Source organism: Microbacterium sp. Kw_RZR3, assembly GCF_029222405.1.
Taxonomy (GTDB): Bacteria; Actinomycetota; Actinomycetes; order Actinomycetales; family Microbacteriaceae; genus Microbacterium.
This window is the reverse complement of the sequence record NZ_JARHXC010000332.1, coordinates 1-14,911: the sequence shown is the minus strand read 5'-3', so window position 1 is coordinate 14,911 and position 14,911 is coordinate 1. Positions and strand designations below refer to the sequence as shown.

Annotated in this window: 8 protein-coding genes; 2 read left to right on the top strand and 6 right to left on the bottom strand. The window is 69.1% G+C overall.

Annotated elements, in window-relative coordinates; all coding sequences use genetic code 11:
* Positions 1-1,086, bottom strand: a 1,086-nt coding sequence (locus P2P98_RS18530; protein ID WP_275801746.1) for a hypothetical protein, incomplete at its 3' end; no start/stop codon positions are given.
* 125 nt (positions 1,087-1,211) lie between these two features.
* On the opposite strand from P2P98_RS18530, the gene P2P98_RS18525 reads away from it, so the two are divergent.
* Positions 1,212-1,805, top strand: a complete 594-nt coding sequence (locus tag P2P98_RS18525; RefSeq protein ID WP_275801745.1) for a hypothetical protein — start codon at positions 1,212-1,214, stop codon at positions 1,803-1,805.
* A 4-nt stretch (positions 1,806-1,809) separates the two neighbouring features.
* Here P2P98_RS18525 and P2P98_RS18520 read toward each other — a convergent pair whose 3' ends face one another.
* From P2P98_RS18520 to P2P98_RS18500, 5 genes are all read right to left on the bottom strand, one after another.
* Positions 1,810-2,406, bottom strand: coding sequence for a hypothetical protein (locus P2P98_RS18520; RefSeq protein WP_275801744.1), 597 nt, complete (start codon positions 2,404-2,406; stop codon positions 1,810-1,812).
* Between the two features lie 148 nt (positions 2,407-2,554).
* Positions 2,555-6,430: a DNA-directed RNA polymerase subunit beta' gene (gene rpoC, locus P2P98_RS18515; protein WP_275801743.1), complete on the bottom strand. Its 3,876-nt coding sequence runs from the start codon at positions 6,428-6,430 to the stop codon at positions 2,555-2,557.
* A 71-nt stretch (positions 6,431-6,501) separates the two neighbouring features.
* A complete protein-coding gene (gene rpoB, locus P2P98_RS18510; protein WP_275801742.1) occupies positions 6,502-9,996 on the bottom strand; it encodes a DNA-directed RNA polymerase subunit beta in 3,495 nt (1,164 codons plus the stop codon).
* Positions 9,997-10,268: 272 nt separating this feature from the next.
* A complete protein-coding gene (locus tag P2P98_RS18505; RefSeq protein ID WP_275801741.1) occupies positions 10,269-12,020 on the bottom strand; it encodes an urea amidolyase family protein in 1,752 nt (583 codons plus the stop codon).
* Positions 12,014-12,769 carry a 5-oxoprolinase subunit PxpA gene (locus P2P98_RS18500; protein ID WP_275801747.1) on the bottom strand — a complete coding sequence of 252 codons (756 nt, stop codon included), beginning with the start codon at positions 12,767-12,769 and terminating at the stop codon, positions 12,014-12,016. The genes P2P98_RS18505 and P2P98_RS18500 overlap by 7 nt, the downstream gene beginning before the upstream one ends.
* Positions 12,770-13,027: 258 nt before the next feature.
* Here P2P98_RS18500 and P2P98_RS18495 point away from each other — a divergent pair, with 258 nt between their 5' ends.
* The gene (locus P2P98_RS18495) at positions 13,028-14,692 is read left to right on the top strand and encodes an ABC transporter ATP-binding protein (RefSeq protein WP_275801740.1); all 1,665 of its coding nucleotides are present in this window, start codon (positions 13,028-13,030) and stop codon (positions 14,690-14,692) included.
* The last annotated feature ends 219 nt before the right edge of the window (positions 14,693-14,911 follow it).

The window sequence follows — 14,911 nt, the reverse complement described above, 5'->3', positions numbered from 1 at the left end:
GACGACGGAGACCTGCGGGCCCGCTTCGAGCGTGCGCTCGTACTCGCGCTGCGCCTCGTCGTTCAGCTCGGTCACGCGCCGGCCGCGACGCGCGACCCACGCGCCGAACCAGATCGTCAGCTCGCGCCCGAGGACGAACGCGACGATCGCGAGCGGGGCGAGGACGTTGTCTCCGAGGAGGTCGACGCCCTCTCGGGCGGTGAGCATCCAGAACGGCGCGGCGAAGAGGGCACCGAGGAGATGCCCGCCCCAGGCGATCACGCCCACGACGAGGCCCCAGACCACCCAGTGCCCCCACCGGCCGCGGTTGATGAGGGCTCCGAGGAACCAGAAACCCAGATAGAACGCCACGGTCGGCACCCAGAGGCCCCACGTGGCGAGGGCGCCGAGAGCGGCATTCGCGAGCCCGGACACCTCGAGATCGCCCGTCAGCAGACGCAGACCGAGGGTCGCCGCAAGGTAGAGGACGGCGAAGCAGAGCGCGGCGAGCAGACCGATCGCGCCGGCCGCCCCGCGGTTGCCGCGCGGACGCGGGGCTTCGGGGGCCTGGACGAAGATCGGCTGCGCGGTGTTCGCGTACGCCGTCGGGGAGGCCGTCGTGGGAGCGTCGGTCGATCGCGTGTCGTAAGCGGTGGTGGACGCCACCGGAGTCGAGGACGCTCCGGCCGCCGCGGCACCTGCGGCGACGGCTCCCCCGGCAGCCGCGGCCCCGGCGGTGTCGCCGTAGGCGTCGTAGCGCTGCGTGGACGCGTCGGTCGTCGCCGCGGCGGGCGCCGCCTCGGGCTCCGCCGAAGCCGCGTACGCGGCCCAGCGGGCGTCTTCGTCATCGAGGTCGGTCGTGGTCGTGGGGGCGACCGGCGACGCGTCGTGAACGGTCGCCGTGGTCGTCTCGGTCGCCGCGGGCGTCGACGACACGTGCTGGTCGCGCTCACGCTCGTCCCAGGCGGCGGCAGCCTCGGCGGGGTCGACGGCATCGCGCTGGGCGGCCTCGGCGTCGGCCAGGCCCTCGTGCGCGCGCCCGACCACGTCGTGCGCCTCGTCTTTGGGCTCGTCGACGGGGTCACCGTACGACTGGGGGTCGCTCATCGGGGTCTCCTCACGCGCGCAAGTATCTGCGGCGTCAGGCTAACCCGCGCTCGTCGCCGTACGGCGCAGGCGTGCCGTCGTGTGTCGGTCTCGACCGTGTCGGTGGCGGCATCTAGGGTGACTTCATGGCCCGTCGCGTGTTTCGTCCGACCGGCGCAGCCGTGTTCGCGGTCGCGGCGGCACTCGCCCTGAGCGCGTGCGCGCCGGACGACGGCGGCTCTGCCGCACCGACGACACCGGCCGCGGAATCGTCCGTCTCCCCGACGGCGACACCCATCCCCACGATCACCCCGACCGTCGCCCCCGCGGCCATCCCCACCGACTGCCGCGCGATGCTCTCGGCCGACGTGCTGGCCCAGTTGGCATCCGTCCCGCTGAACGACCCGTCGGTCGGTGCCTCCGGGCCGCAGCCCGACGGCTCGCTCATCTGCATCTGGCGCGATCCCGGCGCCGACACGACGGGCCTTGAAACGCGTATCACCCGCGTCGACCGCGGACCCGCCCTCGACATGCTCAACGACCTCGTCGCCACGCAGGGCTTCAGCTGCTACACGCCCGACGACGGCACGCGGTGCGAGAAGACGTGGATCAATGACACCTACCCGGTCAATGACGGTCGCACGCTCTTCTGGCGCGACGACGTCCTGATCGACACGCAGTACTCCAACCTCGCGCCGACGGGCTACACCGCGAGCATCATCGCGTCGATCTTCGGCTGATCGCTCACTCGGCGAAGGCTCGGGATGCCACCGTCTCGGCGTAGCCGTCCGGCATCCAGTTCGTGAGGGTCGACGACACCCACCGATCGCCGCGGATGTCGTGCACCTCGACGACGCCGCCCGCCGCGCGCTCGCAGTGGACCGTGTCGCCGGAGACCTGGCATCCGAATCCCTGCGACGACAGGGTCGCCTGAACAGCCGAGGCCCCCTCGGGGGTGACGGTCGACACCGTGGTCTCCATCGATCGACCCGCCGTCCCCCGCCAGTGACAGGTCACGACCACGGTCGCCCCCGACGCCGCGACGGCCTCGGGGGTCGACGCCGCCGGGGTCCGACGCTGCGTCAGGAGATTGTTGCGCGACCAGACCAGCGACGACCAGAGGTCCGCCGAGTAGAGCTCGCGACAGGTCGACGCCGGAGTCGGAGCCGGCTCCGGCGTGGCCGTGGGAGCGGACCGGGCCGCGCGGAGCGTGTCACCGACGAAGATCACGGATGCCGGGATGCCGGGGACCGCGAGAACGACCAGGACGGCGACCACCACGGTGCAGATGATTCCCACCGGCCACGCGATCCACACGTTCCGGCCACCGACTCGCGCCATCCGTTCCTCCCCGTCCACGGTAGGCGCACTCCCCCGGCGCATCCGGCCTCCGACACGCCGCGGACGCCACACGTCGCGCGTTCGAAACGGCGCGGACACGACGAAGGCCCCCGGCGTGAGCCGAGGGCCTTCGTGCGGGACGGATCCCTTAGTTGTAGCTACCGGGCGTGAAGTCGTCCGTCGTGAAGCTGTCGAAGTCGACGTAGCTCAGATCGGCGTCGGAGTACGCGCCGTCCGAGGCGAAGATGCGGTTGGGGTACCGCTCGCTCTTGGCCTCTTCCGTCGCCTCGACGGTGACGTTGCGGTACTTCGACAGGCCCGTCCCCGCGGGGATGAGCTTTCCGATGATGACGTTCTCCTTCAGGCCGACGAGCGGGTCGCTCTTGCCCTCCATGGCCGCCTGCGTCAGGACGCGGGTGGTCTCCTGGAACGACGCGGCGGACAGCCACGACTCGGTCGCGAGCGACGCCTTCGTGATACCCATCAGCTCGGGACGACCCGACGCGGGGCGCTTGCCCTCGCCGACCGTCTCGCGGTTGATGTTCTGGTACCGCTTGAAGTCGACGAGCTCGCCCGGGAGCAGGTCGGTGTCGCCGTGGTCGACGACGGTGACCTTGCGCAGCATCTGGCGCACGATGACCTCGATGTGCTTGTCGTGGATCGGCACACCCTGCGAGCGGTACACGCCCTGGACGCCGTTCACGAGGTACTTCTGCACCTCGCGGGCACCCTGCACGCGCATGACCTCCTTGGGGTCCAGCGTCCCGACCTGGAGGGGCTCACCGACGGTGACGTGCTGGCCGTCCTCGACCAGGAGCGTCGCACGCTTCAGGACGGGGTAGACCACGGGCTCGTCGCCGTTGTCGGGCGTGAGGATGACCTTCTTGGCCTTCTCGGTCTCGTCGATCGTGATGCGGCCGTCGGCCTCGGCGATCGGCGAGGCACCCTTGGGGGTACGCGCCTCGAAGAGCTCCTGCACACGGGGAAGACCCTGCGTGATGTCGTCGGCCGACGCGGAACCACCGGTGTGGAAGGTACGCATCGTCAGCTGGGTACCGGGCTCACCGATCGACTGGGCCGCGATGATGCCGACGGCCTCGCCGATGTCGACGATCTTGCCGGTGGCGAGCGAACGGCCGTAGCACTTCGCGCAGACACCGACGGCGGAGTCGCAGGTCAGCACGGAGCGAACCTTGATGGACTCGATGCCACCCGCGACGAGCTTGTCGATGAGGACGTCGCCCACGTCGTCGCCGGCCTCGGCCAGGACGGCGCCCTGCGCGTCGACAACAGCCGTCGCCAGCGTGCGGGCGAACACCGAGTTCTCGACGTTCGCGTCCTTGACCAGCGCACCGGTCGAGTCGGCAGCGGCGATCGGGAGCTCGAGGCCCTTCGACGTGCCGCAGTCCTCTTCGCGGATGATGACGTCCTGCGAGACGTCGACCAGACGACGCGTCAGGTACCCCGAGTCGGCCGTACGGAGGGCCGTGTCGGCCAGACCCTTACGGGCACCGTGCGTCGCGATGAAGTACTCGGCGACCGACAGACCCTCGCGGTACGAGGAGATGATCGGACGCGGGATGATCTCACCCTTCGGGTTGTTCACAAGCCCTCGCATACCCGCGATGTTGCGGATCTGCAGCCAGTTACCACGGGCGCCCGACGAGACCATGCGGTTGATGGTGTTGTCGGCCGGGAAGTTGTCGCGCATCGCCTTCTGGACGGCATCCGTGGCCTCGGTCCAGATCTTGATGAGCTCCTGACGACGCTCGGCGTCGGTGGTGAGACCCTTCTCGTACTGCGCCTGGACCTTCGCGGCCTGCTTCTCGTAGCCGCCCACGATCTCGGCCTTGTTCGGCGGGGTGAGGATGTCGCTCAGCGCCACCGTGACACCCGAACGGGTGGCCCAGTAGAAGCCGGCGTCCTTGATCCGGTCGAGCGATGCCGCGACCTCGACCTTGGGGTACTCCTCGGCCAGCTTGTTGACGATCTGCGACAGCTTGCCCTTGTCTGCCTGCTCGCGAACGAACGGGTAGCCCTTGGGGAGCGTGGCGTTGAAGATCGCCTGGCCGAGCGAAGCGTCGACGAGACCGTGCTTGTCGTAGCCCTCGGGCGCCTGACCCTCGAGGAACGTCAGGCCGGGGATGCGGATGCGCGCCTTGGCCTGCAGGTCGAGGGTGCCCTCGTCCTTGGCCAGGATCGCCTCGCCCACCGAACCGAACGCACGGCCCTCACCGATCGCACCCTCCTTGAGGGTGGTCAGGTGGTGCAGGCCGATGATCATGTCCTGCGAGGGCAGGGTCACCGGGCGGCCGTCCGACGGCTTCAGGATGTTGTTCGAGGCGAGCATCAGCACGCGGGCCTCGGCCTGGGCCTCGACCGACAGCGGCAGGTGGACGGCCATCTGGTCACCGTCGAAGTCGGCGTTGAACGCCGCGCAGACGAGCGGGTGCAGCTGGATCGCCTTGCCCTCGACGAGCTGGGGCTCGAACGCCTGGATGCCGAGACGGTGCAGGGTGGGTGCACGGTTCAGCAGCACGGGACGCTCGCGGATGATCTCTTCGAGCACGTCCCAGACCTCGGGACGGTAGCGCTCGACGGCGCGCTTGGCGGCCTTGATGTTCTGCGAGTGACCGAGGTCGATCAGGCGCTTGATCACGAACGGCTTGAACAGCTCGAGCGCCATCTGCTTGGGCAGACCGCACTGGTGCAGCTTCAGCTGGGGTCCGACGATGATGACCGAACGGCCCGAGTAGTCGACGCGCTTTCCGAGCAGGTTCTGGCGGAAACGACCCTGCTTTCCCTTGAGCATGTCGCTCAGGGACTTGAGGGCACGGTTGCCGGTACCGGTCACGGGGCGACCACGGCGGCCGTTGTCGAACAGCGCGTCGACGGCCTCCTGCAGCATGCGCTTCTCGTTGTTGACGATGATCTCGGGGGCACCGAGGTCGATCAGGCGACGGAGGCGGTTGTTGCGGTTGATCACGCGACGGTAGAGGTCGTTCAGGTCGCTGGTGGCGAAGCGGCCACCGTCGAGCTGGACCATCGGGCGCAGCTCCGGCGGGATCACCGGAACGACGTCGAGCACCATCGAGGCCGGCGACATGCCGGTCTGCAGGAACGAGTTGACGACCTTCAGACGCTTGATCGCGCGGATCTTGCGCTGGCCCTTGCCCTCGGAGATCTGCAGGTGGAGGCTGTCGGCCTCGGCCTGCAGGTCGAAGGTCTCGAGGCGGCGCTTGATCGACTCGGCGCCCATGTGGGCCTCGAAGTACTGACCGAAGCGGTCCTGCAGCTCGTGGAAGACGTCGTCCTCGGGCTTGAGGGCGCCGACCTCGAGCGTGCGGAAGTCCTCCCACACGCGCTCGAGCTTGGCGATCTGCTCGTCCGCGTTCTTACGAACGGCCGTCATGTCCTTCTCGGCGGCGTCCTTGACCTTCTTCTTCTGGTCCGCCTTGGCGCCCTCCGCCTCGAGGGCGGCGAGCTCCTCCTCGAGCTTGGCCAGGCGAGCGGCGATGCGGGCATCGCGGCGGTCGCCGAGCGTCTTCAGCTCGAGACGGATGTTGTTCTCCTGCGTGGCGAGGTCGCGGTGACGAGCATCCTCGTCGACCGATATCACCATGTAGGCGGCGAAGTAGATGACCTTCTCGAGGTCCTTCGGCGCCATGTCGAGCAGGTAGCCGAGGCGCGAGGGAACACCCTTGAAGTACCAGATGTGCGTGACGGGCGCGGCGAGCTCGATGTGGCCCATGCGCTCACGGCGGACAGAGGACTTGGTGACCTCGACGCCGCAGCGCTCGCAGACGATGCCCTTGAAGCGCACGCGCTTGTACTTGCCGCAGGCGCACTCCCAGTCGCGGGAGGGTCCGAAGATCTGCTCACCGAAGAGGCCGTCCTTCTCGGGCTTCAGCGTGCGGTAGTTGATCGTCTCGGGCTTCTTGACCTCACCGAAGGACCAACGACGGATGTCGTCGGCGGTGGCCAGACCGATACGGATCTGATCGAAAGTGGTTGATTCGAGCACTGGTTCTCCTGTGTCGGAATTCTCAAATGAAGATCGTGTCGCTGTGCTTCGACAAGCTCAGCAACCAGAGCTCAGATCTCGTCGATCGACGAGGACTCGAAGCGGCTGGAGATGTTGATGCCGAGCTCTTCCGCGGCGCGGAAGGCGTCGTCATCCGTGTCACGGAGGTTGACCGCGGTGCCGTCGGCCGAGAGGACCTCGACGTTCAGGCAGAGCGACTGCATTTCCTTCATGAGGACCTTGAACGACTCGGGGATGCCGGGCTCCTGGATGTTCTCGCCCTTGACGATCGCCTCGTAGACCTTGACGCGGCCGAGGATGTCGTCGGACTTGATCGTGAGGAGCTCCTGCAGCGCGTACGCGGCACCGTAGGCCTCGAGGGCCCACACTTCCATCTCACCGAAGCGCTGGCCACCGAACTGCGCCTTACCACCGAGCGGCTGCTGGGTGATCATCGAGTACGGGCCCGTCGAACGCGCGTGGATCTTGTCGTCGACCAGGTGGTGCAGCTTCAGGATGTACATGTAGCCGACCGAGATGGGCGCCGGGAAGGGCTCGCCGTAGCGACCGTCGAACAGGATGGTCTTCCCGCTCGAGTCGATCAGACGCTGGCCGTCGCGGTTGGGGATCGTGGAGTCGAGCAGACCCGCGATCTCCTCCTCGAAGGCGCCGTCGAACACCGGGGTCGCGACCTTGGTGCCGGGAGCGGCCTCTCGAGCCTGCTCGGGCAGGTGCGCAGCCCACTCGGGGGTGCCCTCGACCTTCCAGCCCTGCTGGGCGATCCAGCCGAGGTGCAGCTCCAGGACCTGACCGAAGTTCATTCGACCGGGGATACCGAGCGGGTTCAGCACGACGTCGACGGGGGTGCCGTCGGCGAGGAAGGGCATGTCCTCGATCGGAAGGATCTTGGCGATGACACCCTTGTTGCCGTGGCGGCCGGCGAGCTTGTCGCCCTCGGTGATCTTGCGCTTCTGGGCGATGTAGACCACGACGCGGCGGTTGACGCCCGAGCCGAGCTCGTCGTCTCCGTCTTCGGCGTTGAACTCCTTGACGGCGATGATCGTGCCCTGCTCGCCGTGGGGCACCTTCAGCGAGGTGTCACGGACTTCGCGGCTCTTCTCGTTGAAGATGGCGCGGAGCAGACGCTCTTCGGCGCTGAGCTCGGTCTCGCCCTTGGGCGTGACCTTGCCGACGAGGATGTCGCCGGGGCGCACCTCGGCACCGATGCGGACGATGCCGCGCTCGTCGAGGTCCTTCAGCAGGTCGGGGCTGACGTTGGGGAGATCACGCGTGATCTCTTCCTTGCCGAGCTTCGTGTCGCGGGCGTCGACCTCGTACTCCTCGATGTGGATCGAGGAGAGCGTGTCGTCCTTCACCAGGTCCTGGCTGAGGATGATCGCGTCTTCGAAGTTGTGACCCTCCCACGTCATGAACGCCACGAGGAGGTTCTTACCGAGGGCGAGCTCGCCGTTCTCGGTGGCGGGGCCGTCGGCGATGACCTCGCCGGCCTCGACACGCTCGCCGGCGGAGACGACCACACGCTGGTTGTACGACGTGCCCTGGTTGGAGCGGTCGAACTTGCGGAGGAAGTAGTCCTGCGTGCCGCCCTCGTCGAGCTGCACGGTCACGACGTCGGCCGAGACCTCGAGGACCACACCGGACTTCTCGGCGGTCACGACGTCACCGGCGTCGATCGCGGCGAAGCCCTCCATACCGGTACCGACCACGGGCGACTCGCTGCGCACGAGCGGCACGGCCTGGCGCTGCATGTTCGCACCCATGAGGGCGCGGTTGGCGTCGTCGTGCTCGAGGAAGGGGATGAGCGAGGTCGCCACCGACACCATCTGGCGCGGCGAGACGTCCATGTAGCCGATCTCCTCCACCGGGAAGAGGTCGACCTCGCCACCCTGACCACGACGGGCCAGGATGCGGTCCTCCACGAAGTGGCCGTCGGCCTTGAGGGCGACACCGGCCTGGGCGACGATGTGGTCGCTCTCTTCGCTGGCCGTGAGGTAGTCGATCGTGTCGGTCACGCGACCGTCCACGACGCGACGGTACGGCGTCTCGATGAAGCCGAACGCGTTGATGCGGGCGAACGAGGCGAGCGAACCGATCAGACCGATGTTCGGGCCTTCGGGCGTCTCGATCGGGCACATGCGGCCGTAGTGCGAGGGGTGGACGTCACGGACCTCGACGCCGGCGCGCTCACGCGACAGACCGCCGGGACCCAGCGCCGACAGGCGACGCTTGTGGGTCAGACCCGCGAGCGGGTTGTTCTGGTCCATGAACTGCGACAGCTGCGAGGTTCCGAAGAACTCCTTGATCGCGGCGACGACGGGGCGCACGTTGATCAGGGTCTGCGGCGTGATCGCCTCGATGTCCTGCGTGGTCATGCGCTCGCGGACGACGCGCTCCATGCGCGACAGACCGGTGCGGACCTGGTTCTGGATGAGCTCGCCGACCGCGCGGATACGACGGTTGCCGAAGTTGTCGATGTCGTCGGTGTCGAGACGGATCTCGGCGGGCTTGCCGCCGCGCACGCCGTCGAACGACACGTCGCCGCGGTGCAGGCGGACGAGGTACTTGATCGTCGCGACGATGTCGTCGACGGTCAGAACCGAGTCGCTGAGCGGCTTGTCGAGGCCGAGCTTCTGGTTGATCTTGTAGCGACCCACCTTGGCCAGGTCGTAGCGCTTGGCGTTGAAGTAGAAGTTGTCGAGGAGCGCGCGCGCAGCCTCGGCGGCCACCTGCTCGCCCGGACGGAGCTTGCGGTAGATGTCGCGGAGGGCGTCTTCCTTCGTGAGGATCGTGTCCTTGGACAGCGTCTCTTCGATGGAGTCGAAGCCGGCGAACTCGGCGAGGATGTCTTCGCTGGTCAGGCCGAGGGCCTTGAGGAAGACGGTGACCGACTGCTTGCGCTTGCGGTCGATGCGGACGCCGACCTGGTCGCGCTTGTCGATCTCGAACTCGAGCCAGGCACCGCGCGAGGGGATGACGCGCGCCGACACGATGTCCTTGTCGGACGTCTTGTCGGGGGTCTTGTCGAAGTAGACACCGGGCGAGCGCACGAGCTGCGACACCACGACACGCTCGGTGCCGTTGATGATGAACGTGCCCTTGTCGGTCTGGAGCGGGAAGTCGCCCATGAAGACCGTCTGCGTCTTGATCTCACCGGTCTGGTGGTTCATGAACTCGGCCTCGACGTACAGCGGGGCGGCGTAGGTCTTGCCGCGCTCCTTGCACTCTTCGATCGAGTACTTCTCGGGCTCGAGGTAGGGGTTGGTGAACGAGAGCTGCATCGTCTCGCTGAGGTCTTCGATCGGCGAGATCTCTTCGAAGATCTCCTCCAGACCGCTGATCTCGGGCACGTCGGTGCGGCCTTCGGCCTGCGCCTCGGCGACGCGGGCCTTCCATGCGTCGTTACCGACGAGCCAATCGAACGACTCGGTCTGCAGTGCGAGCAGATCGGGAACGGTCAGCTTGTCGGAGATCTTCGCGAACGAGAGGCGAGATGCGCCGCGTCCGCTCTTCGGGGTGGTGGTGGATGCGTTGCTCGCAGCAGCCAAGGGAATAACCTCCAGAAGCCCGGGCGAGGGGCTCGTGATTCCTTGTCGTCAGGTGGAGTGCGTTCCTGCCCCGATAACCTGCTCGCCACACACCGCGGTGAAGCGGGGACGGACAGGCTCAGCCGACCACCATATGAGGGCAGGGGGAATCGAGGAGCGCAAAGTCCAAGCATACGCGGGAGGACTCGCCGTGTCCAGTCGAATTCTTGACGCGTTTGCGGACCTGCGGTATAACCGCGCACGCCCGTCGAGCATTCCCCCCGGCGAGGGCGTCAGACGCGCCGGAACCGCACGCGATCGCCCGGTCTCGCCTGCGCGAGCGCGTCGAGCGTGGCATCCGTCACCACGGCGATCACGGGGTATCCCCCAGTGACCGGCCCGTCGGCCAGAAGCACGACCGGGCGTCCGTGCGGGGGAACCTGGATCGCGCCCGGACGCATGCCCTCGCTCGGCAGTTCACCGGGACGGAGTCGCTCGAGCTCGGGTCCGTCGAGACGGATGCCGACACGATCGGCGTGGGTCGACACCTCCCACTCGGTGCCGACCAGCGCCGCCATCGCCCCCGGCTCGAACCAGTCCGAACGCGGTCCCGCGGCGATGCCCACATCGAGCCGCGCGGGCGGAACGGACCACGGGAAGAAGTCGAGCACGGGGATCGCGGATGCCGGCACCCCCGCGCAGAGCACGTCTCCCGCGCGCACGGGGTCGGGTCCGAGGCCGGCGAGCACGTCGCTCGCTCGCGACCCGAGAGCGAGCGGCGCGAGGACACCGCCGCGCAGGGCGAGGAAGGAGCGCAGGCCGACGAGAACGGGCCCGATGGAGATCTCGGCGCCCGCGGGGACCCGGACGGGGGCGTAGAGATCGCGCGCCCGACCGTCGACGCGCAGGTCGGTGAGAGCGCCGGTCACGCACACCCACGTGTCGGCTTCGGCCCGCGCGCGGAAGCCGCCGAGCGCGATCTCGAGACCCGCGGCCCCCTCGGCGTTGCCGACCAGGCGATTGGCGATGCGGAGTGCGGTCCGGTCGAGCGCGCCCGAGCGCGCGACGCCGAGGGCGGCTCGGCCCGGCCGGCCGAGGTCTTGGACGGTCGTGAAGCCGCCGGGGGCCAGGACGCGGAGGGTGGCGCGGGGACTCTCAGACGCGGGATGCAGGGAGGACGCGGGACGAGGGGAGGCGGAAAGCTCGGCATCCGCGCCTCCGCCGGCCCCTGCTCCTCCGCTCGTCACCGGACCGAGCGCGTCCGGCGCGTCTGCGGGGGCGCGGGTGAGGTTCGAAGCGAGAGCAGAAGCGGGAGGAAGGGAGGACGAGGGACGAGGGGAGGGGGAAACCTCCACATAGGGCCCTCCGCTCGCCCCGGGACCTCCGCTCGTCACCACGGGGGGACCGGAAAGCGCGGCGGTAAGACGCGGACGCTCGGGCACGAAGCGCACGCGGGCGCGGGGAGGAAGCAGCACCGGGTCGGCGGCATCCGGATCGAAGAGGACCGCATCGGTCGTCCCGATGAGCCTCCACCCGCCGGGGGTCTCGCGCGGATACGCACCGCTGAAGCCACCGGCCAGACCCACCGCCCCCGCCGGCACACGGGTGCGGGGCTGGGTGAGCCGCGGCACGTCGAAGGGCCAGTCGTCGCTCACCAGGTAGGCGAAGCCCGGAGCGAAGCCGGTGAAGGCCACCGTCCACGGAGCTGCGGAATGCCGGGTGATGAGCTCGTCGACGCGGATGCCGAGCGAGGCGGCGGTGGAGGTGAGATCCGCGCCGTCGTACCGCAGCGGAACCTCGACGAGGGGGCCGGAGGGGGTGGCATCCGGAGCCGTCCGAGAAGCCGCGTGGATCCAGGCGCGGACGGCATCGAGCGAGATGCGACGCGGGTCGAAGGCGACCAGAACGGTGCGGGCGGCGGGGACGAGGTCGTCGATGCCCGCGGGCGGATCCGCGGCGAGCGCGGCGTGCAGCGCCAGGACGGCGGCGAGGTCCGCGACCTCGGCGAGGACGGCGCGCTCCCCCATCGGCCGCAGCGTCACCACGGTGCGCGCACCTCGACGCCCGCGGCGTCCAGGGCGGCACGGACGGCGCGGGCCATCGCGACCGCCGACGGGGTGTCGCCGTGCAGGCAGAGCGAGGCAGCGGCGACGGCGATGCGATCACCGTCGACCGTCTCGACCTCGCCCTCGCGCACAAGCCGCACCGCGCGCGCGGCGACGCGGGCCGGATCATCGATGAGGTCGCCGGGTTCGCCGCGCGGGACGAGGCCGCCGTCCGCGGTGTATCCGCGATCCAGGAAGGCCTCGTGCACGAAGGGAAGACCCGCGGATGCCGCGACCTCGGCGATCACGCCCGGAAGCCCGAGCACGGGGAGGGCACGACCGAGACGCGAGGACAGGTCGACGACGGCGTCGACGACCGCCCGCGCCTGCTCGGCATCGTCACGGACAGCGTGATAGAGCGCCCCGTGGGGCTTCACGTAACGAAGGTCGGCGCCGGCCGCCACGAGCGCGGCGAGCTGCGCGGCGACGCTCGTGCGGAGCGCCGCGACGGCGGGCTGGCGGCAGATACGGCCGAAGTTCTCCCGGTCCGCGTAGGAGGGGTGGGCGCCCACGGCGACGCCGAAGCGCGCGGCCCGCGCCACGGCTTCGCGCATCGACGCAGCATCACCCGCGTGGCCACCGCAGGCGACGTTGGCGCTCGAGATCACGGCGAACATCGCCTCGTCGTCGGCGGTCGGCATCCCGTCGACGGTCTCGCCGAGGTCGGCGTTCAGGTCCACGCGCATGATGCCCACGGTAGCGCCGCGCGGGCGTGGGCTCACCGGCAGTGCGGGTTCACGGCCCCTCAGCTTCGGGGCGCCGTTCCTTCATCGGCGCGGCCCGCGCGCGCCCCGAACGGCGGAAAGCGCCCCGAGCGGGGGACGCGCCCGGCCGGCACGCTCCCGACCCGCGGTCTGCCGGGGCGTGATCGCGCCGACGCGTTACGGCCGCGTGACGATGTGCGCCGGGGGGTGGGCAGACGGGGCCGGGCGGACGAGGATGGACGAATGACCTCCGATGTCGCCGGTCCCCCCGCTCCGGCATCCCCCCAGCCCCTTCTCTCGGTCCGTGATCTCGCGGTCGACTTCGCCACCATGGATGGCCCCGTGCGGGCCGTCGATGGGGTGAGCCTCGACATCCACGCGGGTGAGACCATCGCGATCGTCGGCGAGTCCGGCTCCGGCAAGTCGACGACCGCGATGGCGATCATCGGCCTGCTGGCATCCGGTGGACGCGTCTCGCGCGGACAGATCCTGCTCGACGGCGAAGACCTCACGACCTTCGGCGAGGCCCGCATGCGCCAGGTACGCGGTCGCCAGATCGGCCTCGTGCCCCAGGACCCGATGTCGAACCTGAACCCGGTCGCGAGAATCGGCACGCAGGTGGCGGAGACGCTGCTCGCCCACGGCCTCGCCGACCGGTCGAGCGTGAAGGGCAGAGTCGTCGAAGCGCTCGAGGCCGCCGGCCTCCCGGACGCCGCGAAGCGGGCGGCGCAGTACCCGCACGAGTTCTCCGGCGGCATGCGGCAGCGCGCGCTCATCGCGATCGGGCTCGCGTGTCGCCCCCGCCTGCTCATCGCCGACGAGCCGACGAGTGCCCTCGACGTCACCGTGCAGCAGACGATCCTCGACCAGATCGACAAACAGACGAACGAGCTGGGGGCCGCCGTCCTGCTCATCACGCACGACCTCGGCCTCGCCGCCGAGCGGGCGTCGAGAGTCGTCGTGATGCACCGCGGACGGGTCGTGGAGCAGGGCCCGGCGCGGCAGATCCTGGAGAATCCGCAGCACGCGTACACGAAATCGCTCGTGGCGGCGGCGCCGTCGGTGGCGGCGGTGCGCTTGCGGCCGGAGGACTTCCGCGGCGACCGGGCGGTCGAGACCCGAGACGACATCGTCGAGATCGAGGGGCTCACCAAGGTGTACCCCGTGCGCGGCCGCGGTGAGGACTTCCGCGCGGTCGACGACGTCTCGCTGTCGATCCCCCGCGGCCAGACGGTCGCGATCGTGGGCGAGTCGGGATCGGGCAAGACCACCACGGCCCGCATGCTGCTCAAGGTCGTCGAGCCGACGAGCGGCTCGATCCGCTTCGACGGCCAGGACGTCTCGGCGCTGAAGGGCGAGGCGCTCCGGCAGTTCCGCCAGAGAGTGCAGCCGATCTTCCAGGATCCTTACTCCAGCCTGAACCCCATGTTCACGGTCGAGCGGATCGTGGAGGAACCCCTCTCCTTCTATAAGCGCGGGTCGAAGGCCGACCGTTCGAAGCGCGTGCGCCAGTTGATGGATGACGTGGCTCTGCCGGCATCCATGCTCCGCCGCTACCCCTCGGAGCTGTCGGGCGGGCAGCGGCAGCGCGTCGCGATCGCCCGCGCCCTCGCCCTCTCGCCCGAGCTGATCGTGTGCGACGAGCCGGTGTCGGCGCTCGACGTGCTCGTGCAGGCCCAGATCCTCGAGCTGCTGGGCGACCTTCAGCGCGAATACGGGCTGAGCTACCTCTTCATCTCGCACGACCTCGCCGTGGTGCGCCTGATCAGCGACTACGTGTGCGTGATGAAGGACGGACGCCTCGTGGAGGCGGCATCCAGCGAAGAGGTCTTCACGAATCCGCGCGATCCGTACACGCGGCGCCTACTGTCGTCGATCCCGGGGAATGAGTTGGGGCTGGCCGGCTGACGTCGCCGTTCCGGTGACGCCCTCGCCCGTTCGGGGGACGCATGTCCCACAATGTGCGAGATCACCGCACCATTCCTGCACAAAGTGGGACACCCCCTCTTCGGCCGGCGTCCCAACCCACGGCATGTCCCACCCCACCCCAGTCCATGTCCCACCCCACCCCAGGGCATGTCCCACATTGTGCGAAATCCCGACGGGACTTCTGCACAAAGTGGGACA

What these genes read in the sequence shown, in the direction of transcription:
- P2P98_RS18525 (WP_275801745.1), top strand. Translation starts at nt 1,212, where the DNA reads ATGGCCCGTCGCGTGTTTCGTCCGACCGGCGCAGCCGTGTTCGCGGTC.
- P2P98_RS18520 (WP_275801744.1), bottom strand. Translation starts at nt 2,406, where the DNA reads ATGGCGCGAGTCGGTGGCCGGAACGTGTGGATCGCGTGGCCGGTGGGA.
- P2P98_RS18495 (WP_275801740.1), top strand. Translation starts at nt 13,028, where the DNA reads ATGACCTCCGATGTCGCCGGTCCCCCCGCTCCGGCATCCCCCCAGCCC.